The organism is Spirillospora sp. NPDC048823 (assembly GCF_043198445.1).
GTDB lineage: Bacteria > Actinomycetota > Actinomycetes > Streptosporangiales > Streptosporangiaceae > Spirillospora.
On the sequence record NZ_JBICUT010000007.1, the window covers coordinates 377,294 to 403,064 of the forward strand.

Annotated in this window: 19 protein-coding genes and 1 riboswitch; of the genes, 4 read left to right on the plus strand and 15 right to left on the minus strand. The window is 70.8% G+C overall.

What is annotated here, in order from left to right; all coding sequences use genetic code 11:
- Nucleotides 1-33 precede the first annotated feature (33 nt).
- Nucleotides 34-2,556: a multicopper oxidase domain-containing protein gene (locus tag ACGFK0_RS19455; RefSeq protein WP_392906478.1), complete on the minus strand. Its 2,523-nt coding sequence runs from the start codon at nucleotides 2,554-2,556 to the stop codon at nucleotides 34-36.
- On the minus strand, nucleotides 2,553-3,671 hold the full coding sequence (locus tag ACGFK0_RS19460) for a hypothetical protein (protein ID WP_392906480.1): 1,119 nt from the start codon (nucleotides 3,669-3,671) through the stop codon (nucleotides 2,553-2,555). The genes ACGFK0_RS19455 and ACGFK0_RS19460 overlap by 4 nt, the downstream gene beginning before the upstream one ends.
- A gap of 59 nt (nucleotides 3,672-3,730) precedes the next feature.
- Here ACGFK0_RS19460 and ACGFK0_RS19465 point away from each other — a divergent pair, with 59 nt between their 5' ends.
- Nucleotides 3,731-4,561 carry a DUF2249 domain-containing protein gene (locus tag ACGFK0_RS19465; protein WP_392906482.1) on the plus strand — a complete coding sequence of 277 codons (831 nt, stop codon included), beginning with the start codon at nucleotides 3,731-3,733 and terminating at the stop codon, nucleotides 4,559-4,561.
- A gap of 72 nt (nucleotides 4,562-4,633) precedes the next feature.
- Here the strand turns inward: ACGFK0_RS19465 and metH are convergent, their stop codons facing one another.
- From metH to ACGFK0_RS19515, 10 genes are all read right to left on the minus strand, one after another.
- Nucleotides 4,634-8,245 carry a methionine synthase gene (gene metH / locus ACGFK0_RS19470; RefSeq protein WP_392906484.1) on the minus strand — a complete coding sequence of 1,204 codons (3,612 nt, stop codon included), beginning with the start codon at nucleotides 8,243-8,245 and terminating at the stop codon, nucleotides 4,634-4,636.
- Nucleotides 8,246-8,255: 10 nt separating this feature from the next.
- Nucleotides 8,256-8,332, minus strand: a riboswitch (S-adenosyl-L-homocysteine riboswitch).
- A gap of 36 nt (nucleotides 8,333-8,368) precedes the next feature.
- On the minus strand, nucleotides 8,369-8,746 hold the full coding sequence (locus ACGFK0_RS19475) for a DUF6221 family protein (RefSeq protein WP_392906485.1): 378 nt from the start codon (nucleotides 8,744-8,746) through the stop codon (nucleotides 8,369-8,371).
- A 78-nt stretch (nucleotides 8,747-8,824) separates the two neighbouring features.
- Entirely contained in the window at nucleotides 8,825-10,078 is a 1,254-nt protein-coding gene (locus tag ACGFK0_RS19480; protein ID WP_392906486.1) for a lipase family protein, read from the minus strand.
- 242 nt (nucleotides 10,079-10,320) lie between these two features.
- Complete coding sequence (locus ACGFK0_RS19485; RefSeq protein ID WP_392906488.1) at nucleotides 10,321-10,623, minus strand: hypothetical protein; 303 nt, start codon at nucleotides 10,621-10,623, stop codon at nucleotides 10,321-10,323.
- 54 nt (nucleotides 10,624-10,677) lie between these two features.
- Complete coding sequence (locus tag ACGFK0_RS19490; protein WP_392906490.1) at nucleotides 10,678-11,457, minus strand: class I SAM-dependent methyltransferase; 780 nt, start codon at nucleotides 11,455-11,457, stop codon at nucleotides 10,678-10,680.
- A gap of 94 nt (nucleotides 11,458-11,551) precedes the next feature.
- The gene (locus tag ACGFK0_RS19495) at nucleotides 11,552-14,932 is read right to left on the minus strand and encodes an ATP-dependent helicase (RefSeq protein ID WP_392906491.1); all 3,381 of its coding nucleotides are present in this window, start codon (nucleotides 14,930-14,932) and stop codon (nucleotides 11,552-11,554) included.
- Nucleotides 14,933-14,961: 29 nt separating this feature from the next.
- A complete protein-coding gene (locus tag ACGFK0_RS19500) occupies nucleotides 14,962-18,237 on the minus strand; it encodes an ATP-dependent helicase (protein ID WP_392906493.1) in 3,276 nt (1,091 codons plus the stop codon).
- Nucleotides 18,238-18,320: 83 nt separating this feature from the next.
- Nucleotides 18,321-18,629 (minus strand): MGMT family protein, encoded by a 309-nt coding sequence (locus ACGFK0_RS19505; protein WP_392906494.1) that lies wholly within the window; start codon nucleotides 18,627-18,629, stop codon nucleotides 18,321-18,323.
- 35 nt (nucleotides 18,630-18,664) lie between these two features.
- Nucleotides 18,665-20,125, minus strand: a complete 1,461-nt coding sequence (locus ACGFK0_RS19510) for a S8 family serine peptidase (protein WP_392906496.1) — start codon at nucleotides 20,123-20,125, stop codon at nucleotides 18,665-18,667.
- A gap of 10 nt (nucleotides 20,126-20,135) precedes the next feature.
- Nucleotides 20,136-20,957, minus strand: a complete 822-nt coding sequence (locus tag ACGFK0_RS19515) for a hypothetical protein (RefSeq protein ID WP_392906497.1) — start codon at nucleotides 20,955-20,957, stop codon at nucleotides 20,136-20,138.
- A 233-nt stretch (nucleotides 20,958-21,190) separates the two neighbouring features.
- Between ACGFK0_RS19515 and moeZ the strand changes: the two genes are divergently transcribed.
- On the plus strand, nucleotides 21,191-22,372 hold the full coding sequence (gene moeZ, locus ACGFK0_RS19520; protein WP_392906498.1) for an adenylyltransferase/sulfurtransferase MoeZ: 1,182 nt from the start codon (nucleotides 21,191-21,193) through the stop codon (nucleotides 22,370-22,372).
- A gap of 56 nt (nucleotides 22,373-22,428) precedes the next feature.
- On the opposite strand, the gene ACGFK0_RS19525 is transcribed toward moeZ, so the two are convergent.
- Nucleotides 22,429-22,719: a hypothetical protein gene (locus ACGFK0_RS19525; RefSeq protein WP_392906499.1), complete on the minus strand. Its 291-nt coding sequence runs from the start codon at nucleotides 22,717-22,719 to the stop codon at nucleotides 22,429-22,431.
- 197 nt (nucleotides 22,720-22,916) lie between these two features.
- On the opposite strand from ACGFK0_RS19525, the gene ACGFK0_RS19530 reads away from it, so the two are divergent.
- Together ACGFK0_RS19530 and ACGFK0_RS19535 are read left to right on the plus strand one after the other, a co-directional pair.
- Entirely contained in the window at nucleotides 22,917-23,774 is an 858-nt protein-coding gene (locus tag ACGFK0_RS19530) for a helix-turn-helix domain-containing protein (RefSeq protein WP_392906501.1), read from the plus strand.
- A complete protein-coding gene (locus ACGFK0_RS19535; RefSeq protein WP_392906502.1) occupies nucleotides 23,771-24,019 on the plus strand; it encodes a DUF397 domain-containing protein in 249 nt (82 codons plus the stop codon). Before ACGFK0_RS19530 ends, ACGFK0_RS19535 begins: the two co-directional genes overlap by 4 nt.
- Nucleotides 24,020-24,539: 520 nt before the next feature.
- On the opposite strand, the gene ACGFK0_RS19540 is transcribed toward ACGFK0_RS19535, so the two are convergent.
- Together ACGFK0_RS19540 and ACGFK0_RS19545 are read right to left on the minus strand one after the other, a co-directional pair.
- A complete protein-coding gene (locus tag ACGFK0_RS19540; protein WP_392906504.1) occupies nucleotides 24,540-24,941 on the minus strand; it encodes a hypothetical protein in 402 nt (133 codons plus the stop codon).
- A gap of 2 nt (nucleotides 24,942-24,943) precedes the next feature.
- A complete protein-coding gene (locus ACGFK0_RS19545; RefSeq protein ID WP_392906505.1) occupies nucleotides 24,944-25,684 on the minus strand; it encodes a polymorphic toxin-type HINT domain-containing protein in 741 nt (246 codons plus the stop codon).
- Nucleotides 25,685-25,771: the final 87 nt, after the last annotated feature.

Consider the following 25,771-nt stretch of genomic DNA (forward strand, 5'->3'; position numbering starts at 1 on the left):
GGCGGGCCCGCAGCAGTCCGGCCGTCCGCGGGTTCAATCGGTGACGTGCAGGATTCCGTGGGCGCCGGATTCGCCGTGCCGCATGTCGTGGTCGACGAACGGATAGTGACCGGCTTCGGGGACGACCGCCTCCGCGAAACCGCCCTGGCCGGGCGACAGGTCGAGGATCTGGGCGCCGCCGTCGTCGCCCTTCCGGAGGAGGTAGGCGCCTTCCTTGTAGACGGTGTCGAACTGGGCTCCGACGATATGGAACGCCGTGTCGGAGGTCGGGCCGGCGTCGACCACCCAGACGCGGACGCGGTCGCCCGTGCGGGCCGTCAGCGGCGCGTGGTCGTAGCCGGCGGCCGTGCCGTTGAACGCCCAGGCGTCGGGGCGGCCGTCACGCATCTTCGCCACCTGGCCGGCGGATCCCGGCTGCCCCAGGTACAGCTCGCCCTGGACGAGGACGTACTCGCGGTCCACGCGGGGCAGGTCGGGCGGGTCGATGATGACGGCGCCGTACATGCCGTTGCCCATGTGCTGGAGCATCGGCATCGTCGAGCAGTGGTACAGCCAGGCGCCGGCGTGCTCGGCCTTGAAGGTGTAGGTGAGGCTCTCACCGGGCTGGATGGTGCGCATCGGGACGTCCGGTGCGAGGGACCCGGCGTGGAAGTCGATGCCGTGCCCCATGGTTCCGTCATTGACGAGGGTGATCGTGAAGACGTCGCCGACCTTGCCGCGCAGGACGGGCCCTGGAACGGTTCCGTTGAACGTCCACATCTGCTGGCGGACGCCTGGGGCGACCTCTAGTTCCTGCTCGGTGGCGCGGATCTCGACGCGGTGCTCCTTGGCGCCGGGGGCGGGTTCGAGGGCCGCGTCGTAGGGGCGCCACTGCGGCGACATCGGGGCCGCCAGGTCGAGCTGCCCCGGCTCGGTGGCGTGGTGGTGGTTCGCCGGGGGCGGCGTCCCGGACCCGGTCGTCTCGATCTTCATGGTCATGCCGGCGGCGCGGTGGCCGGGCACGGTGCACCAGCCGTCGATCGGCTTCTCCAGGGGCGGGAGGGTCAGCGTGGCGGACTCGCCCTGGTCGAGCATCGGGGTGGCCTCACCGGTGGCGAGGCGCAGGTCGTGGCGCATGGCGTCCTTGTTGGTGACGCGCAGGACGAGGCGGGTCCCGGGCTCGGCTTCGATCGTCCCCGGGCGGATGCGCATGTCGGCGAGGGTGACGTCCACGGTGCGGGTGCCCGAGGCGGCGACGGTGGACGGTGACGTCTCGCCGCCGACCGCGACACCGGCGGCCAGCGCGGTGAGCAGGACGCCGGCGGTGATGCCCGCGACGACCGGGGACGGGCGGTGGGTGCGGGTGACGGTCGCCACGGCCAGCAGGACGAACGCGCCCAGGGCGGCGATGACGGCGATCCAGGCGGCGCGGGTCAGCCATTCGGGGACGGGCAGGACGAGCAGCGGCACCGCGGCGTTCACGGCGACCACGCGGGGTGTCCACACGCGTTCGATCACGGCGGCGTTGGCCTTGAGCGCGGCGGGTCCGCCGCCCAGCACGACGGGGAGCAGGAACGTCAGGGCGCCGAGGAGCGTCTGCCCCACGAAGCCCACGAGGACGAGCGGGAGGAGGCCGTCGACGCTCTGGCGGGCCGCGTCCGCGACGAGCGTCACGGCGAACCAGGTCGTCCCGGCGGCGAGCATCCAGGACGCCGGGGTGTGCGGGCGCCGCTGCTTGAGCGTCCGGACGAACGGGACGAGGGCGAGCGCGGCGGCGGCCGCGTAGAGGAGCAGCCCGGCGGCGGCGAGCCAGCGCAGGTCCGCGAGGAGGCCGCCGACGGTGGCGGCCAGGCCGGGCACGGCGGCGCGCAGCGACCAGCGGGCGATCCTGCCGGTGCCGTCCACCATCCGGGTGCGCAGGACGGTCGGCCACAGGGTGAACAGCGTGCCGAGGACGGCCAGGCCGACCCAGCCGAGGATGTTGACGTGGGCGTGCGCGGCCTCCATCGGCTCATGCCAGCCGGACGGTGTGCGGCCCGACGCCATCAGCCCGCCGAGCGTCCCGCCCGCGACGAGGGCGGCACCGGACCACACGTACCAGCCGACGACGTGCGCGAACCGTCCGCCGAGGGCCGTGCGGCCGCGCACGGCGAGGACGGTGACGTGCGCGGCGACGACGGTCACGACGGTCGCGGCGCCGCCGACGGCCAGGAGAGGGAAACCTTCGGCGACGCCGCACAGCACGGCGGCGATCCCTGCGTTCAGGACCCCCAGCCGCGTCATCGGCCACCAGCGCGGGGGCTGCTGGATGCGCAGCAGCGCGGCGGCGAAGTGTTCCGTCCAGGTGACGATCGCGTTGGTGACCGCGCCGAGGAGGAACAGGTGGATGAGCAGCCAGCGCGGCGCGGGCAGCTCGTGGTGGACGAGGGCGGCGACCGCGGTCAGCGCCAGCCAGGCGAGCACGACGCCGTTGGCGATGGCGTGCCAGGCGGAGCGCTGCGGCCGGCGCGGAGCGGAGCCGGAGCCGGGGTCGGAGCCGGAGCCGGCGGCCTTCGTCCTGAGCCCGATGGAGGTCATGTCGGTTCCCTTCGCAGCAGGCGCGACGCGGCGACGGCGCAGCCGCCGAAGAGCAGGAGGGACACCTCGCCGAGGATGCCGCCGGCCGTGCGGGCGTCGGTGATTCCGCCGAGGTCGCCGGCGACGCGGACGAGGAGGGAGACGTGCAGCAGGGCGAGCGGCGCGTACAGGATCGGGTGGTACGGCAGCCGGACGCGCAGGACGGCCGGCAGGATCACCGGGGCGTGCCCGAACACCATCGACATGACGAAGCCGAGGAACACCGCGTGCAGGGCTGCGTCGTTGAGCCCGCCGTCGGCGGGGCGTCCGGCGATGAGCCAGATCGTCCCGGCGACGGTCAGCCAGGCGTAGCCGGTGAGCAGGCAGGCGGCGGCGAAGCGGGGCAGGCCCGTCCCGCGGATGGTGCGGCGCGCGACGTCGAGGAAGGCGAGGCATCCGGCGAGGGCGACCATGCCGAGGCCGGTGAGGCGCCAGCCCGGGTCCGGCCATACGGCGGAGACGGCGACGCCCGCGCCGAGGACGGCCACCGCGACCAGGAGGCCGTCGGACGCGCGACGGCCCAGGAACGCGACGCGGGCGAGTTCGAGGCGTTCGCCGGCGATCGTGAGGATCAGGAACGCGGCGAGCCAGGGGACGATCTCGGAGACGGACCGGCCGGCCAACCACAGCAGCGCGCCGGCGTACCAGGCGACGGCGCCGGCTATCTGGATGGTGAGGTCGCGTCCGGTGCGGCGGCCGAGAACTGTGATGTAAATCGCGATGAGCCAGCCGCCGGCGGCGGTCAGGAGGAGCTTCCCGGGGACGGTCAGGCCGATGGCGGTGGCGATGCCGCCGAGCCCGGCGAGGGCGGGGGCGGCGTAGCCCCAGGTGCGGCCGAGGGCGACGGAGCGTTCGAGGGAGATCAGCGTGCCGAGGAAGCCCAGCGCCATCAGCGCGCCGTGGTTCTGCGCGAACGACGTGCGCGGCAGCGGAACGTCCAGGTCGAGGAGGCCCAGGGCGCCCCAGAGCCCCGCGATGAGGGCGAGCAGCGCGCCGGCGAGCAGCGGGAGCCGGCGCGCCGCGATCCGGGGGCGGGGGCGGGGCCCGGGGCTCGCCCTGGTCTCCAGTTTCTCCATAGCCGCTATTATAAATACAAGTAGGGTTGTAAAAAATCCGTCCGGCACGAGGAGTGCTCATGACCACATCGACCGCGAGCCCGCAGCAGGAGACCGTGCGGGCCATCCTCGACCACCACGAGCGGCTCGGCCGGACCATGGCCGACCACGTCCTCACCATCACGCGCGCCGCCGACCAGCTCGCCGCACCCCACGAGCGGCGCGACCGGCTCGTCGCGTTCTGCGTCAAGGAGGTCGTCCCGCACGCCGCGGCCGAGGAGACGACGCTCTACAAGGCGGCCGAGGAGGTGCCCGAGGCCCGGCTCCTGCTCCGCGCGATGCTGCGGGAGCACGTCGTCCTGCGGAACGCGATCACCGAACTGGAGGCGGCGCGGACGCCCGGCGAGACGGTCGCCGCGGCGTCGGCGGTCAACGCCCTCTTCCAGTCGCACCTGGAGAAGGAGAACGACCTGATCCTCCCCGCCCTCGTCGACCACGGCGTCGACCTCGGGGCGCTGCTGGCCGGGATGCACGAGATCCTCGGCGAGGACGAGCACGGGCACGGGCACGGGCATGGGCACGGGCACGAGGGCGAGGCCGAGGCCGAGGCCGCCGAGGCGGGCGGGCACCACTGCACGTGCGGCGGGCACGACGACCCGGGCACGCCCGGCGCGACCGCCGAGCTCACGGGCGGGGAACTGGACGTGCGCGTCCTCGTCCCGGCGCAGCGGCACGAGCAGATCTTCGCCGCGTTCGGCGCGCTGTCGGCGGGGACGGCGTTCGTGCTGGTCAACGACCACGACCCGAAGCCGCTGTACTACCAGTTCGCCGCCCAGCACCCCGGCGAGTTCACCTGGGACTACGAGGAGACCGGGCCCGAGGTGTGGCGCGTCCGCATCGGGCGCCCGTAACCCCCGGTCCCCGAAGAACACGCCTGACGGCCGCGGCGCGGCGGCCGTCAGGCGTTTCGCCGTCCGGCGACCCTACGAAGGGTCGTACGACAGGTTGGGGGCCAGCCAGCGCTCGACCTCCGCCAGCGGCAGGTCGCAGCGGCGGGCGTAGTCCTCGACCTGGTCCTTGCCGACGCGTCCGACCGTGAAGTAGCGGGACGACGGGTGCGCGAAGATCAGCCCGCTGACGCTCGAGCCCGGGAACATCGCGTACGACTCGGTGAGCTTCATGCCGAGCCGCCCCGCGTCCAGCAGGTTGAACAGCGTCTGCTTCAGGCTGTGGTCGGGGCTCGCCGGGTAGCCGAGGGCGGGCCGGATGCCGCGGAACCGCTCGGCGTGCAGGTCCGCCAGGAGGGGGTCGGCGTCCGGCTCGAACCAGGCGCGGCGGGCCTCCAGGTGGATGTACTCGGCGAACGCCTCCGCGAGCCGGTCCGCGAGCGCCTTCACCATGATCGCCTTGTAGTCGTCCTGCTGCTCCTCGTACTTGGCGGCGAGGTCCTCGGCGCCGAGGATCGTCACGGCGAAGCCGCCGAGGTGGTCGCCGGACGGCGCGATGTAGTCGGCGAGGCACCGGTTCGGGCGTCCCTCCGGCTTGGACGTCTGCTGCCGCAGCATCGGGAACCGGGCCTCGGGCAGGACGATGTCGTCGCCGTCGGAGTGCGCGGGCCAGAACCCGTAGGCGCCCTGGGCCTCGAACGAGCCGTCCGCGATGATCTGGTCGAGCAGCTCGTTGCCCTCGTCGAAGAGCTCCCGCGCGACCGGCTGGTCCAGGATCGCCGGGTACTTGCCCTTCAGCTCCCAGGCCAGGAAGAAGAACTGCCAGTCGATCATCTCGCGGATCGCGGTCAGGTCGGGCTGGACGACCCGGACGCCCGTGAACGCCGGGGCCGGCAGGTCGCCGAAGTCGACCTGCTCGCGGTTCGCCCTCGCCTTCTCATAGGTGAGCATCGGGCGGCGCTGCTTGGTCTCGTGCTGCTTGCGGAGCCTGGCCTGCTCCTCGCGGTTCGCGGCGTCCAGCGTCTCGGCGCGGCCCTCGTCCAGGAGGTCGGAGACGACGCCGACGACCCGGGACGCGTCCAGGACGTGCACGGTCGTCGACTCGTACACGGGCGCGATCTTCACGGCGGTGTGCTGCCGGGACGTGGTGGCGCCGCCGATCAGCAGCGGCAGCCGCATCCCGCGGCGCTCCATCTCGGCGGCGACGGAGACCATCTCGTCCAGCGACGGGGTGATCAGCCCGGACAGGCCGACGGCGTCGGCGTTCTCCGCGATCGCGGTGTCGAGGATCTTCGCGGCCGGGACCATCACGCCGAGGTCCACGACGTCGTAGTTGTTGCAGCCGAGGACGACGCCGACGATGTTCTTGCCGATGTCGTGCACGTCGCCCTTCACGGTCGCAAGGACGATCTTGCCCTGGCCGCGGTCCTCGTGGACGCGGCCGGCGCGCAGGGCCTCCGCCTTCTCCTCCTCCATGAACGGTTCGAGGTAGGCGACCGACTTCTTCATCGCGCGGGCGCTCTTGACCACCTGCGGCAGGAACATCTTGCCGGACCCGAACAGGTCGCCGACGATCTTCATGCCGTCCATCAGCGGGCCCTCGATGACGTCGAGGGGGCGCTCGGCCTGCTGCCGGGCCTCCTCGGTGTCCTCCTCGATGAAGTCGACGATGCCGTGCACGAGGGCGTGCGACAGGCGATCGGCGACGGGCGCGTCCCGCCACGACAGGTCGACCTCGCGCTTGGTGCCCTCGCCCTTGACGTTCTCGGCGAACGACACGAGCCGGTCGGTGGCGTCCGGGCGGCGGTCGAACAGGACGTCCTCGACCAGTTCGAGAAGGTCGGCGGGGATGTCCTCGTAGACGGCGAGCTGCCCGGCGTTGACGATGCCCATGTCGAGCCCGGCGCGGACGGCGTGGAACAGGAACGCCGAGTGCATCGCCTCGCGGACGATCTCGTTGCCGCGGAACGAGAACGACAGGTTGGAGATGCCGCCGCTGGTCCGGACGCCGGGGCAGCGCTCCTTGATGCGCGGCAGGGCGTCGATGAACGCCTTCGCGTACCCGTTGTGCTCGGAGATGCCGGTCGCGACGGCGAGGACGTTCGGGTCGAACACGATGTCCTCGGCGGGGAACCCGGCCTTCTGCGTGAGCAGGTCGTAGGCGCGCCCGCAGATCTCCACCTTGCGGTCGGCCGTGTCGGCCTGGCCCGTCTCGTCGAACGCCATCACGACGACGCCGGCGCCGAAGTCGCGGACGCGGCGGGCCTGCTCCAGGAACTGCTCCTCGCCCTCCTTGAGGCTGATGGAGTTGACGACGCCCTTGCCCTGGACGGTCTTCAGCCCCGCCTCCAGGACGCTCCACCGCGAGCTGTCCACCATGATCGGGATGCGGGCCACCTCGGGCTCGGTCGCGATCAGGTTCAGGAACGTCGTCATCTCCTGCTCGCTTTCGAGCAGGTCGGCGTCCATGTTGACGTCGAGGAGGTTCGCGCCGCCGCGCACCTGGTCCAGCGCCACGGCCACCGCGCCCTGGTGGTCGCCGGCCTCGATGAGCCTGCGGAACCGCTTGGAGCCGGTGACGTTCGTCCGCTCGCCGATCATGACGAAGCCGGTGTCCGGGCCGATCTCGAACGGCTCCAGGCCGCTGAAGCGGGACGCCTTGGCGGGCTTCGCGACGTCGCGGGGAGCCGCGTCGCGGACGGCGCCGGCGATGCGGGCGATGTGGGCGGGGCCCGTCCCGCAGCAGCCGCCGACCGCGTTGACCATGCCGGACGCGGCGAAGTCGCCGAGGTGGGCGCCCGTCTCGTCCGGCGTCTCGTCGTAGCCGCCGAACGCGTTCGGCAGGCCGGCGTTCGGGTGGCAGGCGGTGTAGGTGCCGGCGACCCGGGCCAGGTCCTCCACGTGCGGGCGCATCTGCTCGGCGCCCAGCGAGCAGTTCACGCCGACGACCAGGGGCTCGGCGTGCTCGATGGACCGCCAGAACGCCTCGACGGTCTGGCCGGACAGCGTCCGCCCGCTCAGGTCGACGATCGTCACCGAGATCCACAGCGGCAGTTCGGGGGCGACCTCGCGGGCGGCGGCGATCGCGGCCTTCGCGTTCAGCGTGTCGAAGATCGTCTCGATGAGGAGGAGGTCGACGCCGCCCTCGGCCAGCCCGGCGATCTGCGCGGCGTAGGAGTCCTTGACCTGGTCGAACGTGAACGCGCGGTAGGCCGGGTCCTCTACCCGCGGCGACAGGGAGAGCGTGACGTTCAGGGGGCCGACGGAGCCGGCGACGAACCGCCCGCCGAACTCGTCGGCGGCCCGGCGGGCGAGGCGGGCGCCCTCGACGTTCATCTCGTGGACCAGGCCCTCAAGGCCGTAGTCGGCCTGGCCGATGCCGGTCGCCGTGAACGTGTTGGTCGTCGTGATGTCGGCGCCGGCCTCAAGGTACTGCCGGTGGACGTCCAGGATGACGTCGGGGCGGGTCAGGTTCAGCAGGTCGGGGTCGCCGGTGACGTCCTTCGGATGGTCGGCGGCGATGCGGTCGCCGCGGTAGTCCTCCGGGGACAGGCCCGCGCCCTGGAGCATCGTGCCCCAGGCTCCGTCGAGGACGGCGATCCGCTGGTCAAGAAGCTCGCGAAGTTTTGTGTCGTTGATTTCGAGCACCTCCCGTTGCAGTGGGAGGCGCCCTTGTCGTCACGAACCCGGGCCGAGCGTGGCGGGCTCTCGCCCGTTGCAGCGCCTCTCGGCCTCTCATCGAGATTACATAACCGAGCGCGGCATGTCCTGTCAGGGGCGCCAATCATCTCGGTATGCGGGATGGGACGCGTACGGGAGTGCGAGGCAGCGCAGGACGGTCTCCCGAACGGCCTGCGCGGCCTCGAGTCCGGGCGTTCGGTGGCCCTGGTCCAGGATCCACGCCTGTTTCTCGTAGTCGTCGACGATCCGGCGCCTGGCCGCTACCTCGGCGAGCGCACGCGACGGGTCGTGGCGGGCGATGTGCTCGGCGTACGCCTCGTTCTCCGCCGACGCGACGAACCCCGGTTCGCCTTCCGCGTCGGTGTGGACCGTGCCGGAGGGCGTGGCCTTCCAGGGGGTGCCGGAGCAGGCTCGGGCGATCTGCTCGTCCCTCGCCAGCCGCGCTCGGAGGAACTCCACCAAATCCATGGGGCCATCCTGCCCCGTGCGTGGGACAGGACGACCCCGCGGATTCAAAGCGAACCCGTCACGCGGCACCGTGCGTGGTCAGGCGGCGCAGTTGCCCTCGGTGGGCTTGCCGGCGAAGCGGTCGGTGAGGAACGCCATCGCGTCCGGCCAGCTCCAGATCATGCCGGTGGCGTGCTCGGCGAGCGTGTAGGTCTTCCACGTCACGTTCGCGCCCTTGGCGCACCACGCCTTGTGGAGCGTGTCGGCCTGCTCGAACGGGATGATCTGGTCGTAGACGGCCTGCGTCTGGAGCACCGGGACGCCCGGGGCCGTCCCGCCGAGCTTGTTGGCGTCCAGCGCCGCCTGCCACTCCGGCGTGTTCAGCGGGTCGCTGGTCGAGTAGTCGCCGATCTTCTTGAACGCGGTGTCGATCAGCGTGGAGGCGCCGTCGACGCTGGCGAGGCACATGTCCTGGGCCTTCTGCAGCAGCTCGCGGCCCCTGTCGTTGAGGTACTTCTCCAGGTCCAGCTCCGGGTAGGCGGCGTCGTAGCCGACCGCCGACATGAACATCAGCGCGACGAACAGCGACCCGTCCAGGTTCGCGGCGACCGCGCGGAGATCGGACGGGACTCCCCCGGCGAAGACGCCCTTGAGGTCGAGTTCCGGCGCGTAGGACTGTGCCAGCTGCGCCGCCCAGCCCGTCGACGTCCCGCCCTGCGAGTAGCCCCAGAGCCCGACCGGTGCGCCGCCGAGACCGGCTTCGGGGAGCTGCTGCGCGGCCCGCACCATGTTCAGGACGGCCTTGCCCTGCGAGCGGCCGACCTCGTAGGTGTGCTGGCCGGGGGTGCCGAGGCCTTCCATGTCGGTGACGGCGACCGCCCATCCGTGGCTGAGCGCGTCGGTGATCATCAGCGCCTCGTAGTCCAGGCCCTGGGTGAGGGTGTAGGACGGGGCGCACGAGTCGCCGAGGCCGCGCGTGCCGACGGCGTAGGACACGAGGGGCCTCTCGCCCTCGCCCGTCCACGCCTTGGTCGGGACGAGCACGATGCCCGACACGGCGGTCGGCGTGCCGTGCACCGTCTCCGACCGGTACAGGACCTGCCATGACTTGACGCCCTCGTACGGCGACTTGCCGAACGGGTCGACCGTGAATACCGCCGGCCGCGACCGGATGATGTCGCCCGGCTCGCCCTGCGGGAGGGGCGAGGGCGGCTTGTAGAACGGATCCTCGGCGGGAGGCTTGGCGTCCTGGGGAGCCGCGCTGGCCGGGCCCTGGAGGGCGGTCGCCGTCAGGGCCACCCCGATACAGGACACCAGCACGGTGCGCAGGACACGGCGGACTTTGGTGGACATGGCCCGTAACCCTTCGTCGTCCCCCTTGCCGTCCTGGTGACGGTGAGCCGACGTTAACGCAATTGGACACTTACTCCAATGAAGGTGGGGACGAGACCGGCGGCGCCGGATGTGTGCCGGCGTGACAAGATCCGGGCATCAGCGCAGCGAAGGAAACGCGGCGTGGACCTGGCGTCCGGGGCCAAGGCCGCACGGTCCCGGACGCCGGGGGTTCCGGCGCGACGCGGTTCAGGCGACGCGGTTCAGGCGACGCGGTTCTTGGCGGCCATGCAGATCCGGGCCAGGTCGTTGAGGGCGTCGGCGCGGCGCTCGTCCAGGGAGCGGCGGTCGCCCGGGGCCGCTTCGGCGAGGGTGTCGATGACCAGGGAGAAGACGGGCCATTCGGCGGGGCCGATGGCGCCCTGGAAGTCGACGCCGTCCTCAAGGTCGTCCAGGTCGAGGTTGCGGGCGAAGGTGGCGAGTGCGGCCTCGGCCGCGACGACGCCGATGCGCATCGCCATCGCGGCCGGCTCGCGATCGAGGGAGCGCGCGCTGCTAGAACCCATGTTCGATAATCTAGAACATGCGAGCGACTCGCGTCGAACGTCTGGTCGAAACCGTTATCCGACGATCGCCTGCTGGAAGAGGTAGGTGTGCGTGAAGTGCAGGACGCCGTCGGTCTCGCTCGGACGCATTCCCGTCGCGGGGCCGCCGTCCAGTTCGTCCTGCAGTTCCCGCCTGATCTGCGCGGCGACGTCGTCGGGGGTCTCGGAGAACTCGAGCCAGGGGTCGAGCGGGCGGGTGTACTCGAACCGGTCGGCGCGCTTCACCTCCGCGCCGGAGGACGTGACGAGTTCCGTGATCTGCGATTCGGTGAGCGCGGTGCCGTGTGAGGGGTCGCGGAGGCGTTCGATGCGGTCGGGGTCGCCGTCGAGTCCGTCCGGGCGGACGAGGTCGGCGATGATCAGCGCGGCGCCGGGGCGGCTGACCCGGGCCATCTCCTTCACGACGGCCTCCGGGTCGGCGACCTGGTGCAGGGAGAAGCGGGTGACGACGAGCGTGAACGACCGGTCGAGGTAGGGCAGGGCGGTGGCGTCGCCGTGCGTGAAGGTGACGTTCATGAGCCCGGCGTGGTCGGCGTCGCGTTTGCCTTCGGTGAGCATCGCCGGTGTGAGGTCGAGGGCCGTCACATGGCGGACGCGGCGGGCGATCGCGCGGGACACGAGCGCGGTGCCGGCCGCGACTTCGAGGACGACGTCCTCAAGGTCGAGTTCGGGCTCCATGAAGTGGACGAGCCGGTCCAAATGACGGGTGAACGCGGCGTTCCGCGCCGGGTCGGCGAACCCGGCCGCCTGCTTGGAGAACTCCCGTACGACCTTCTCGTCATGAGTAACCGTCACGCCGCCTCCCTCGAATTGATGCCCGGATCATCCCCGAAAGCACGCACGGTGAACAGAGGGAGGTGAGACTCATCACTCCACATTCTTGGACAGATCAGGCGGCGGGTACGCCGTCCAGGAGCGCGGCGAGGCCGTCCGCGTCGAGCAGGTCGGCCGGACGGACGGTGACGTTCGCGCTGACGTAGTGGAACGCCGCGCTGACCTCCCCGACGTCCACGCCGGCCAGCTCCGCCCATGCCAGCCGGTACGCGGCGAGCTGCACCGACACGAAGCGGGCCTCGTCACCGGACGGGGGCGAGCCGGTCTTCCAGTCGACGACCTCGTACACGCCGTCCGCGGAGCGGAACACGGCGTCCATGCGGCCCCGGATCAGGCGGTCGCCGATGATGGTCTCGAACGGGACCTCGATGTCGAGCGGCTCGCGCGACGCCCACTCCGACTGCTCGAAGCGGGAGCGCAGCCGCTCCAGATGCGTGTCGTCGGCGGCGCCCTCGTCGGCGGCGCCGGGCAGCTCGTCGGGGTCGAGGAGGCGCTGCTGCCCCCAGCGGCTCTCCAGCCAGGCGTGGAACGCGGTGCCGCGCCGCGCGTACGGGGCGGGCTGCCGCGGCATCGGGCGGCGGATCTGCCGGGCGAGGGCCGCCGGGTCGCGGGCGAGCGACACCAGCGACGACACCGACAGGTGCGCGGGCAGGTCGACGAGCAGGCCGTCGCCGCCGCGTCCGCGGTCGCGTTCGGCGAGCAGCAGCTCGACGTCGCGCGCCCACGCGGACATGCGGGCGCGGTCGGCGTCGGCCAGGCCGGAGTCGCCGGCCCAGTGCCGCGTCCGCCCGGCCATCTCGTCCTCGACCATGCGGGCGGCCTCGACGACCGCCTCGTACCGTTCGCGGGCGGAGATGTCGGAGTGGCCGCGCCCGCCCGGCGCCACCGGCCACTGCGCCTCGTCGGGGTCGGTGAGCAGCGGGTTGGCGGCGCCCTCCTCCGGCGGGTCGGCCCATGTCACCACGGATCCGGCGCCGGCCAGGCAGACCGCCCGTACCTCGTCGAGGAACGGGGACGGGCCGAGCGGGCGGCCGGACGACCCCCACCGGTAGCCGGTGGTGATCAGGAGGCTGGACGCGCGGGTGACCGCGACATAGGCCAGCCGCCTCTCCTCCCGCAGGTCGCGTTCGAGGCACGCCTGGTCGAACGCGGCGAGGTCGTCCTTGTCCAGGCCGGTCAGCGGGGGCAGGTCGGCGCGGTCGCCGCGCAGCATGAACGGCAGGACGCGCGGGTTCGCGGTCCAGCGGGTGGCGTTCTGCGGCGGCGACGGGAAGATCGAGCCCTTGGCGGGGGCGCCGTTCTTCTGCGGGACGTACGACAGGCCGGGCACGACGACCACCGGCCATTCGAGCCCCTTCGACGCGTGGACGGTGAGGAGCTTGACGCTGTCGGTCTCCCCGACCCGGCCCGCCTCCAGCCCGAACTCCTCCGTCTCGGCGGCCTTCAGGTAGGCGAGGAACGCGCCGAGCGTCGGGTCCTCGGCGTCGCCGGCGAACGTGGCGGCGGCGTCGATGAACGCGTCCAGGTCGGCGCGGGCGGTGACGGGGTCGAGCCCGGAACGCGCGGCGACCTCGATGTCGAGCCCGAGGGCGCGTTCCACCTCGTTGACGAGGTCGGGCAGCGGCAGCCCGACCTGGCCGCGCAGCATGCGCAGCTCGTCGCGGAGCCGGCGCAGCCGCCCGTGGCCCTCCGGGGAGTAGAGCTCCGGCGGGCCGAGGTCGTCGAGCGCGTCGACGAGGCTGCCGGTCTCCTGGTTCAGCTCGCTGACGAGCTGGCGCAGCGGGTCTTCGCCGTCCTCCGGCGGTGCGGGCTCGGGTCCCTCCGGCTCGTCCTCCTGTGTCTCCGGTGTCTCCGGTGTCTCCGGCGGTGTGATGTCCCGTGCCGCCTCCTGGGCGAGGGTTCGGGCGCGCCGGCCGAGGGCGACGAGGTCGCGCGGGCCCAGGCGCCAGCGCGGGCCGGTGAGGAGCCGGGCCAGGGACGCGCCCGCCGTCGGGTCGTGCATGGCGCGGAGCGTGGCGACGACGTCCTGTACCTCGGGGACGGTGAGGAGCCCGCCGAGGCCGACCACCTCGACCGGGATGCCGCGCGCCTCCAGGGCCCGCCGGATGAGCGGGAACTGCGACCGTTTCCGGGCGAGGACGGCGACGTCGGAGTACCGGAGCGGCTCCGCCTGCGGGCCGCCGTCGGGTGCCGTCTCCGGGTCGGCTGCCATGAGCCCCGCGATGCGGGCGGCGATGCGGTCGGCCTCGTCCTCGACGGTGGGGAACAGCGCGCACTCGACACGCCCGCGGTTCTCGCGCCCCGCGCCGGGGACGAGCCGGGGCACTGCCTTCGTGTCGGCCCGCAGCTCCTCCTGGACCTTGGCCGCCGCCTCCAGGATCTGCTCGCCGTTGCGGAACGACCGGCTCAGCTGGACGACGGGCGCCGGAACCGGACGCCCGCCGGCCACGCCCGGCTGCGACGGGAAGTCGTACGCGAACCGCAGCAGGTTCCCGGCGCTGGCGCCGCGCCAGCCGTAGATCGACTGGCACGGGTCGCCCACCGCCGTCACCGGGTGCCCGCCGGCGAACAGCGACGTGAGCAGGACGAGCTGCGCCTGGCTCGTGTCCTGGTACTCGTCGAGCAGGACGACGGAGAACCGCGACCGTTCGATCATCCCGACCTCGGGATGCTTGTGGGCGATCCGCGCGGCGAGGGCCATCTGGTCGCCGTGGTCGATGACCTCCCGGCCGGCCTTGGCCCGCCCGTACGCCTCGATGAGCGGCATCATCTGCTCGCGGACGGCGTGCTTGGCGAGGATGTCGCGCTGGGCCTTGAGCGGTTTCCGCACCGCGGCGAAGCGTTCGTCCAGCCATGTCCCGACCCTGCGGACGTCCTCGGCCGTCCGCAGATGCTCCGAGAGGTCTCCGGCCAGCTCCATGACGGCCTTGGTGACGGTGTCGGGCTGCCATTCGATGCGGTCCATCGGGCCGTTGTAGGCGTCGACGACCCGTGAGCAGATCTGCCAGGCCACCGCCGGTGAGATCAGCCGCATCGTCGGTTCGAGGGCCTCGCGCAGCGCGTGGTCGCCGAACAGCCGCGCGGCGTACGCGTGGTACGTCGACACCATCGGCTCGCCGTCGAACAGGGACTCGCCGCCGAGCCGCTCCAGCTCGTCGCCCGGCAAAACCTCGCGCAGCTTGTCGAGCCGTTTGCGCACGCGCACGCCCAGCTCCGCGGCGGCCTTACGGGTGAAGGTGAGGCCGAGGACGCGTTCCGGCCGGACGAAGCCGTTCGCGACCAGCCACACCACCCGTGCGGCCATCGTCTCGCTCTTACCGGACCCGGCGCCCGCGATCACCGCCATCGGCGCCATCGGCGCCTCGATCACCCGGGCCTGCTCCTCGGTCGGCTCCGGGATCTCCAGCAGCCGGGCCAGCTCTCCCGGCGTGATCACCCCACTCCCCCCGAGCCAGTCCCCGACAGCTAATCCGCTACTTGGCCGCCCTCGTCATGAACAGGGCAGCAAGAGCGTACGGGACAGGTGCGACACTTGTCGTTCGCCCGCGCCTGGAAGACATCGCTGGCCATGCCGGTCGCGACGACCTCGATGAGCTTCTTCGGCCACTCGGGGTCCTCGTCGTCGGCGGGCGGCGGCTGCTCCTGCTCGCGCGCCTTGGCGGTGAACGCCGCCTTGCCGACCTGGACGAGCTTCGCACCGCCGGGCTCGATCAGCCCGTGCCGCTCGAACGCGCCCAGCATCACCGCGTACTGGTAGACGCCGAGCTGCGGGTGGCGGGCCAGGTCGTCCTTGGGGACGGCGGTGGAGGACGTCTTGACGTCGATGATGACCGCGCGGCCCTGCTCGTCGCGTTCGGCGCGGTCGATGCGGCCCTTGATGACGACGCGGCCCAGGTCGACCTTGAACGACTCCTCCAGCGCGACGACCTCGTTGGGGTTGTCGTGGTGCCAGGTGAGGAACTTGTCGACCATCCGCGTGGCCTGCTCGCGCTGCTTCTCCGAGTACCACGAGCTGCGAAACTCCAGATCGTTCCAGATCTCGTCGAGCCGCTCGGCGACGTGGACCTCGCTGATGCCGTCGTCCGCGCCGGCCATCTCGGCGACCGCGTGGATGACCTTGCCCATCGTGCTGTACTCGTTGGGCCCGCCGTCCTGCGCGCCGACCGCGGAGGCGAGCAGCCAGCGCAGCCCGCACGTGGTGAACGCCTCGACCTGGGACGGCGAGATGGTGATCTGCTCGTCCTCGTCGAACGCGGGCCCCGGATCGGACAACGCGGTGATGGCGTACCAGTTCTCCGGTTTCGCGCCCCGCACGCCCGCGCGGGCGAGGCGCGCCAGGTGCCCGGCGGCGGCGCGTCTCAGCGGCTCCGGGCGGGACGGGTCGGCGACGGCGGACCGCAGGTCCGCGACCAGCGCGGACAGCGAAAGCCACCGGGTCTTCTCGTCGAGCTGCGACTGCTCGATCGCGCCTGGGAGCAGTTCGTTGAGGAACCGGGACGGCCGCTCCTCGGTGTCGTCGCCGCCGACCGCCGTGACGACCAGCCGTCTCCGGGCGCGGGTGACGGCCACGTAGAACAGGCGGCGTTCCTCGTCCAGCATCTTCGCCGCCATGGACGCACCGGCCGCGGCCTCGCCGTCCGGCTCGGACCCGGCGGCGTGCTCGACCATCTCCTCGACGCCCAGCAGCGACCCGCGCAGCCGCACGTCGGGCCAGACGCCCTCCTGGACGCCGGCGACGACGACCACGTCCCATTCCAGGCCCTTCGAGCGGTGCGCGGTGAGGATCCGGACGGCCTCGCCCTGGGGCGCCTGCTCGGCGAGCGTGTCACCGGCGATCTCCTGGGACGCGATGTTGTCGACGAACAGTTCGGGCCCCGCCTGGGGCAGCCGGTCGACGAACCGTGCGGCATGGTCGAACAGCGCCACGACGGCGTCGAGGTCGCGGTCGGCCGCCGCGCCGCGCGTCCCGCCCTTGACGCTCTGCCCGAGCAGCACGTCGGCCTGGCCGCTCTCCTGCCACACGGCCCACAGCACGTCCTCGGCGGTGCCGCCTTCGTGGACGCTGCGCCGCGCCACATCGATGAGGTGCGCGATCCGTTCGGCCGGGGCGCGGACCTTCTCGTGGACGAGTATCAGCTCACGCGGGTCGTCGACCGCCGCGATCAGCAGCTCACCGAGCGGACGCTGACCGCCCGACAGCTCCTCCAGGTCGCGCAGGGCGCGCTTCAGGCGGCGCATGGCGAGGGCGTCGGCTCCGCCCAGCGGGCCCGTCAGGAGGTCTTCCGCGACGACCTCGTCCAGATATCCCTTCTTCAGCGCCGCGCGCAGCAGGATCAGGAACGGCCGGACGGCGGGTTCGCTGATCAGGGGGACCTCGTCGCCCGCGACGACCACCGGCACACCGGCCTGGGCGAGCGCACGCCGCAGCACCGGGACCTGCCGCACGGCGCTGCGCACCAGGACCGCCATCCGCGACCACGGGACGCCGTCCAGCAGGTGGGCGCGGCGCAGTTCGTCCGCGACCAGGGCCGACTCCTGGCTTTCGGAGTCGGCGATCACGGCGCGTACTTCATCGGGGGGTCCAGGGGGGTCGCCCCCCCTGAAAGACGCAGCGCGTACTTCATCGGGGGGTCCAGGGGGGTCGCCCCCCCTGAACGACGCAGCGCGTACTTCGCCGTCGTCCAGTTCCTCTACGGGATGCAGCGCGCGGTGTTCGGCGGCGCCGGCGGTGCCCGCGGGGAGGCGGCGTGCGATGCGGCGGGACGCGGTGAGGATCTCGGGGCCCATCCGGCGGCACGTCCGCAGCGCCACGACGGGCGCGGGGTCGCCGTCCAGCGTGGGGAAGCGGTTGGGGAACTCCTGGATGCCGCGCACGTCTGCGCCCCGGAACCCGTAGATGGACTGGTCGGGGTCGCCGACGACGACGAGGTCGCGGCCGTCTCCGGCGAGGTAGTGCAGGAGGGCTTCCTGCGCGGGGTCGGTGTCCTGGTACTCGTCGACGAACACGACGTCGTAGGCGTCCTGCTCCCGGATCCGGACTTCCTCGTCCGCGAGCATGCCGGCGGCCATGTGGATCAGCTCGCCGTAGTCGTAGGTGGGGACGGGGTCCAGCGCGAACCGGTCGGCGTACCGGTCCATGAACGCGCCGATGGCGGGCCAGTCGTCGCGTCCGCGCATGCGTCCGAGCGCGATGAGGTCTTCGGCGATGTACTGCCGCTCGACGGCCCGCAAGGTGAAGTCGCGCAGTTCCTCGGCGAACCCGCGCGTCGCCAGCGCGGCCCGCAGCCGGTCCGGCCAGTCGCGCGCCCCGTCCGCCAGCTCCCCCTCCAGCAGGCGCCGCACTTCCAGGAGCTGCTCCGGCCCGGACAGCAGCCGCGGGGCCGGCTCTTCGTTCACCACGGCGTCGCGCCTGAGCAGCGCGTAGGCGTAGCTGTGGAAGGTGAGGGCCAGCGGCGTCCGCGTCGTGCGGTGCAGCCGCCCCGTGATCCGCTCCCGCAGCTCCCCCGCCGCCTTACGGCTGAACGTCAGGACGAGCACGCGCTCCGGGTCGGCGCCGCGGTTCTCGATGCGGTCGACGACCGCCTCGACGATCGTCGTGGTCTTCCCGGTGCCGGGACCGGCCAGCACCAGCATCGGCCCGCCGGCATGCTCCACCACCCGCCGCTGCTGCTCGTCGAGCACGGGCGGGACGGCCCGCGCGGGGCCCGCGCGGCGCACGAGACGGTAGGAGGCAGACGGCACAACAGTTCATTGGAACAGATCACCGTGACTGTTCTGGCCAGAACACACGCATGTGGCGAAGCTGGCCGGGCCCGCTGGCCGCGTCAGGACGGCCCCGGCCAGCGGGCTTGGGTCATGTCGACACGGCGGCCGTCGGGGCGCAGGGGCGTTCCCTCTGCGCGGTAGTGCTCGTGGGCGCGTCCCTCATGGCATTGCGGCGGACTCCCGTCCGCCCGGATGACCCGCCACCACGGGACCCCGCCCCCGTACAGGGACATCACCCGCCCGACCTGCCGGGGCCCGCCCCGCCCGACCAGCTCGGCGACATCGCCATAGGACAGGACGCGGCCCGGCGGGATCAGCTCGACCGCGTCCAGGACCGCCTCGGCGTACTCGTCAGGATCTCCATGCACCCGCCAATTCTGCCCCTCGCGCTCCGGTAGGCCGATCACGCGTGCTGTGGAGGACCGCCCGCCGGGCCGGGTGGCCTGGGCGGCGGCGGCCCCGGCGGGTTGAACTGCGGACGGCCCTGCGGCCGCTGCTGCCCGGAAGGCGGGCGCTGCTGCTGCCCGAAAGGCGGGCCGTACGGGTCACCGCGCGCCGGGAGGGGCCGCGGGCCTCCGCGCGGCGGGCCCCCCATGGGCCACGGGCCCCCAGCCGGGACGGGCTGCGGGCCCGCCGGAGGGCCTACCGCCGTCCGGGGGTGGCGGCGCCGGAACGTCACCGAGATCGCGACCGCGGCGATCGTCCCGCCGATCCCGGCCACCACGATCCCTATGATCAGCGGGCTGACCCAGGCGGGCCGCTCGATCACCTCGACGGGCCCGGGGGCGTCCTTCCCGAACCGCTGCCCGTCGGGCTTGCTCTTCGCCCCGCCGGCACCGGCGGAGGCCAGCTCCCCCGCCGCCGCCAGGGCACGGGACGCGTGCACCTCGCCGAACCCGACCTCGGCGTTGTAGCCGCCCGACGGGCCGTGCTTCGTGCTCTGGATCAGCGCCTGGGCGATCAGCGCCGGCGTCAGCTTGGGGTACTTCGCACGGATCAGCGCGACGATCCCGGAGACGATCGCGCTGGAGTCGCTGGTGCCGCTGCTCAGGAAGTACTGGCCGCCGGGCCCGGCGACCGGCAGGCCCTTCCCCGGCGCGGACAGCAGCACCGAGAAGTTGCGGTTGGAGAACGGCGCGCGGGAGTGGTCCCCCTCGGTCGCGGCGACCGCGATGACTCCCGGGTAGGACGCCGGGTAGGAGTACGGCGCGAACCCGTCGCCGTCGAGGGCGCGCTCCTCGTCGCCCTCGTTGCCGACCGCGGAGACCACCACGATGCCCTTGCCCATGGCGTAGCCGATGGCGGCGCGCTCCTCGCCGACCTCGTTGTCCTTGCCGAGCGAGAGGTTGATCACGTCGGCGCCGTGGTCGGCGGCGTAGCGGATGCCGCGGGCCACCGAGTCGTCGGCGCCGTCGGACGTCCGGTAGCGGAGGAAATTCGGGTCCTCCGGCTCGCTGATCACCCGGACGGACAGGACGCGGGCCTCCGGCGCCATGCCGATGACCCCGTCGCGGCGGCCGGGGCCGTGGCCGTGCCCGGCGATCAGCGACGCCATCGCGGTGCCGTGCTCCCGCGTCGGGGTCGTCCCGCCGTCGATCTCTTCGAGCATGTTGGGGCCGGTGGTGACCGACCCGGCCAGGTCGGCATGGCCGGCGTTGACGCCGGAGTCGACGACGGCGACCGTCACGCCCTTACCCTTGGTGATCTTCCACGCGGCGTCCATGCCGAGGGTCTCGAAGAAGGGCCGCTGCCGGTCGCGGACCAGGTCGGCGTGCGCGGGGACGGGCATGAGCCACGTCCCGCCCAGCGCCACCGCGAAGACGGCGGCCACGGCGCGCCGGGGCCTCGGCACTCGGGTCAGCATCACCCTCCTGTCAGCACTCCCACTCGGGTTTGGAGCAGTCGGGCAGGGCCTTGGCGGCCAACGCCCGTGTGACCACATGGGCGATCTGCGGCGCCAGGAGGAACGGCTCACCCGGCCGCTCCTTCTTCACCGCGGCCGCGGGACGGCCGTCGGTCTGGCCCGACGTCGTCAGCACGACGTACGGCCCGCCGCGGTCGATGGTCCGGTCTTGCCGGGCCTCGTCGGTGAACCGGGCGGACGCCGTCCCCGGGAACGGCGCCGCGTGCAGCGCGGGACGCACCGAGCCGGAACCGTCCGGGCCCTTCGAGCCGGGCAGTTCCTTGTACGCCTTGTCGGCCTTCCACGGATCAGGGAACGCCACCACGCCGATCGTGACGACGACGCCCAAAAGCTGGTCGACGTAGGTGGCGCGCAGAACGGCCTTGCAGCCGTGCCTGCGGATGGTCTTCGCGATCTGGGCGTCCACGGCCTGCGCACACCCGGTGTCCGGGACGATGCCCGTCCGGGCCGCGTACTCGCTGTGCCCCGTCTGCGGCCTGTAGGGGAGCCGCTCGGGGAAGATGCGCTGCGCGGGCCACGCCTGCCAGCGGCGCGCCACCTCCTTGTTCGCGGCCAACTGCAGTTCCGCGTTGGTGGGCTCGCGGTTGAGGGTCGCCCAGGCGCCGGTGAAGGAGATCCCGGTGGTGACCAGGTAGCAGCATCCGACGACGAGGGCCACGACCATCCACTGCCGTCCGCGCAGGCCGAGCACCGTCACGGGCCGGCCGGGCGGAGGACCCGGGGGACCCGCGTACGGGCCCGCGCGATGACCGTACGGCGGCCCGCCGGGCATGCCGGGAGGGTACGGGGGCCGCGGCGGGGGCGGCTGCTGGGAGGGGGGCAGGAATGCCACAACAGTCAAGATTAACTGTGCTTCGCGACATTCCGCCCTGACATTCGGGTGAGGGGCCCGTCCGGGGCGTCCGCCGCCCGGGAATGCGGCGGCACATGGCAAGGTTGTGCGGGGTGAGGACGATGACGTCCCGCCCCCTAACACAGCCGAGCGTCAGCACAGGAGCACCCACCGTGTCGTTGCCACCTCTGGTCGAGCCCGCAGCGGAGCTCACCCGCGACGAGGTCAACCGCTACTCGCGACACCTGATCATCCCCGACGTGGGCATGTCCGGGCAGAAGCGACTGAAGAACTCCAAGGTCCTGATCGTGGGCGCCGGCGGCCTCGGCTCCCCCGCGCTGCTCTATCTCGCCGCCGCCGGGGTGGGCACCCTCGGCGTCATCGACTTCGACGTCGTGGACGAGTCCAACCTGCAGCGGCAGATCATCCACAAGCAGTCGTCCCTCGGCAAGCCGAAGGTCGAGTCCGCCGCCGAAGCCGTCCGTGAGATCAACCCGCTGATCAACGTGGTGCCGCACAACACCGCGCTCGATCGCGACAACATCATGGACATCTTCGCCGACTACGACCTGATCCTCGACGGCACCGACAACTTCGCGACCCGCTACATGGTGAACGACGCGGCCGTCCTGCTCGGCAAGCCGTACGTGTGGGGCTCGATCTACCGCTTCGACGGCCAGGCTTCCGTCTTCTGGGCCGAGCACGGCCCCTGCTACCGCTGCCTCTACCCCGAGCCCCCGCCGCCCGGCATGGTCCCGTCCTGCGCGGAGGGCGGCGTCCTCGGCGTGCTGTGCTCCTCGATCGGCTCCATCCAGGTGAACGAGGGCATCAAGCTCCTCACCGGCATCGGCGAGCCCCTCGTCGGCCGCCTGATGATCTACGACGCGCTGGAGATGACGTACCGGTCGGTCAAGGTTCGCAAGGACCCCGAGTGCCCGCTGTGCGGCAAGAACCCGACGCAGACCGACCTCCTTGAGGACTACGAGGCGTTCTGCGGCGCGGTCTCCGAAGAGGCCACCGAGGCCGTGAAGGACGCCACGATCACCGTCCTCGACCTCAAGGCCATGCAGGACAACGGCGACGACATCTTCCTGGTGGACGTCCGCGAGCCCAACGAGTACGAGATCGTCTCGATCCCGGGCGCGACGCTGATCCCGAAGGGCGAGTTCCTCAACGGCTCCGCCCTCGAACGACTGCCCCAGGACAAGAAGATCGTCCTGCACTGCAAGTCGGGCGTCCGCTCCGCCGAGGCCCTCGCCGTGGTCAAGAACGCCGGCTTCGCCGACGCCGTCCACGTGGGCGGCGGCGTCCTGGCCTGGGTCAACCAGATCGACCCCAGCCAGCCGTCCTACTGAGGCACCCAAAGGCCCCCGGACTCTTCGAGAGTTCCGGGGGCCTCGCTATGTCAGGCTCATGGCACCGGCGAGAGCCAGACCAGATCCGAGACCATCCGCCGCGACGCGCTCTCCGGAGTGAGCCACCGCCCGAACCCCCGCCCGCTCAACGGCACCGTGGCAGCCGACCCATCCGGCAGGACGATCCCGTAAGCCACAACCTCCTCCAAGACGGCATCGTCCTCGCCGAGGACCTCCCGCACGAGAGCGAACAGCCTCGGCGCCACACCTCCACCAAGCGCCACGGCCCACTCCGCCACGTCCGCGTGGTAGACAGTCGGTAGTTCGGATTCGTGGACGTCATCCATCCGGGTGCTCCCTTCCGAGCGACCGGGCCGGGACGGACGTAGCCGCCAAGCGTTGATCCGTCCCGGCTCACCCTCATTTGCGGAACTCACTGCATCCATCTGGACACTGTCGGTATAGTCGCATCGCATACAACACAGGGCAAGTTGCTTTGAGTAATTCGCTCCAGGACTTCCGAGCGATCATGGAAGGCTGAAAGATGGCGGCTACATCCAGGCCGGGGACCCTCCGTTCGCAGTGGCTGGGACAGCAACTCCGCGAACTTCGCGACAGCAAGGGAATCCTCCTCAAGGAGGCCGCCGAGTACCTGCAGCGCGACACCGCGACGCTCAGCCGGTACGAGACGGGCTTCTACCCGATCCGACGTCCCGACCTGCTCGCGCTCCTCGACCTGTACGGAGTCTCCAACCCGGCACTTCGCGAGAAGCTGCTCAACCTCAGCAAGGACGTCTGGCAGAAGGGCTGGTGGGACGGGTACGCCGACGACGTCGCAGGTTCCCTGATCGACTACGTCTGGCTGGAGTCCCGCGCCACCCACATCCGGTCATATGCGGCAATGGTCGTGCCCGGCCTCCTTCAGTCTCCTGCGTACGCCGACCGTGTAATCCAGGCAGACGAGTACGAGGCCACGGACGAGCAGATCAAACGTTGGTACGAACTCCGCATGACGCGCCAGCAGGTCTTGCACAAGACTGACCCGCCGCATGTGACCGCCATCCTGGACGAGGCCGTGCTGCGTCGCAGGGTCGGGGCACCGCATGTCACCAAGGATCAACTTCGCCACCTGATCAAGCTCTCGGCGTCGCCGACAGTGGACATCCGAGTGCTCCCACTGGGGGCCGGAAAGCTGGCGAGCGTTTACGGAAGCTTCGAGATCTTCCGGATGCCGAGCCCCTTCCCCGAGGTCGGCTACACAGAGACGCTGGCGGGTGCGATCTACACCGAGGCACCCGACATTTCGCGATTCGTCCATGCCTACGATGGCCACATGGCCATGGCCCTCGGGTCGGCCGAATCCGTTGCGATGATCGCGGCGATAGCGGAGGAGGAGCGTTGAGCACGACAGAACCACGCGACACCCTTAACGCCGAAGAACGCACCCACGTCGCCTGGCACATCAGCAGCTACAGCCCCAACGGCGGCGGCAACTGCGTCGAAGCCGGCCCCCTCACGGACGGCACCGACCGCGTCGCCGTCCGCCACAGCCACCGCCCCGACGCCGAAGTCATCCTCTACACCCGCGCCGAATGGCAAGCCTTCCTCGCCGGCGTCCACAACGGAGAATTCGACTTCTTCACCTGAAATGAAACTTCCAGCGCCGCACTCATCAACCGCGAAGCACACGTTCGACGATATTCGCCTCAAGCGTTACGAGGCCCCGTCACCACGTCCTAATCGTTGTTCTCGTAGCCCCTTTGCAGGGCCTGCGCCATGATCTGCGGGAACGGCTCCTCAGCATCGAAAGCCGCCTGGAACAGCGCCCGAAGCATGTCAATGTGCGCCTGCATGGGGCAACGGGGCGAGCGGATTCGCCGACAACGGCGCCGACCCCGGATCGGACGGATTCACCACCGTCACCGGCCCTCCGAGATCCCGGATGCGGCCCCGCCATCGCCGCATACTCCGACTTCGCCGACTCACCAGACCCTGATTGCCACCCGACCCAGCCCCGGCCGGCCTGAGCACGACCCATCCAGCGTTGCGGTCACGCAACGCTATCTCACCTTGCCTCAAGCACCCGAGCTGAATACTTCAACCACAGGCTCTTTTAATCACCGACGCGGCGCGCGATCAACCTGTGACCAGCAAGATTAGGATGAAATCAGCTCAACATTGCTTCAAAACCCGACTCCTCATCATAAGGAATCCCATCAAAGAATTCAACGAAGGTCGACCAGATCAAATTGACTAGCCCCGAGTCGGGCGATCCAGAAAGGACCAACTCACCTAGCGCATTACTTTGACCGACCGCACCATCGGTTGATTCCCGCGAAACACGCGACAACTCGGAGGCTACGACATCGTCGTACAAGCGAAACGTGACGCGACACGCATCGGACGGCGGATCGACCAAAAAATCGACAGCCACCCAAGAAGGCCCTGAAGCAACTGACGCCTCCATAAGAGAAGGAATCCCTTGCCTGAGATAGGAGGAAAATTCACCTCTGAAATCCTCCGCATGGCTTTGAGTGCACCTACAAAAGAACAGGACCTCATATGCCACGATCAACCTCCCCCGCTTACTACATCGATCGTCAGACCCCGATTTTGACGTAGCCAGTTATCAGCCAACTCCTGCTTTGATCCAGCATAACGAGCTCCGGCGCCACCCCACTTGGTCTCTACATACCCTAGCAGATTACCTTTTTTGTCGTGAACCATCAAGTCCAAAGTTCGAGTGCCGTAGGGAGTTACAAAAGTCAAGGCACCCTTGTTCTCTCCGTCTGTCGTTACAATTCTTCCTTGAGACCTCAAAAACGCTGCTACATCATTACGGAAGCCGTCGCCCGCCTTTTTGTTGAGCAGTACGCCGGCCGGTCCACGCGGATCGACCACTTCACAGCCTGCATTGTGAACCAGAACCGGCACCGCATCAACTTCCACATAGTACGTGTGAAAGTTGGCGATGGTGAGGTTGTGGACGCGTTGGTTGTGGGTGGTCCAGTGTTTCGTGGTGGTGACCTGGACGTAAGCGCCAGCGCTAGTACGGAGCCACATCCCGGGCTTGACGTCTACGGCCTCGACCCACGCGTTGATGTCACCAGCGACCCAGAAAGGGTGGTTATCGGTGGCGATGACCACGCCGCTCTTCGGACGCTTGAGGCTAGGCAGGTTAGTAGCGCCAGACTTGGGCTCGTCACCGGTCACTCGCAATCGGAGCGGCGTGTCGGTGTCGATGGTGATCTGGACGAGATTCTTGTCGCCCTTGCTGGTGATGGTGCCGAGTACAGGTTCGGTTGTAAGCATTCAGCTCGGGTGCTTTGAGGCATGGCGAATTAGCGTTGCGTGACCGCAACGCTGGATGGGGCGTGCTCAGGCCGGGGCCGGGTCGGG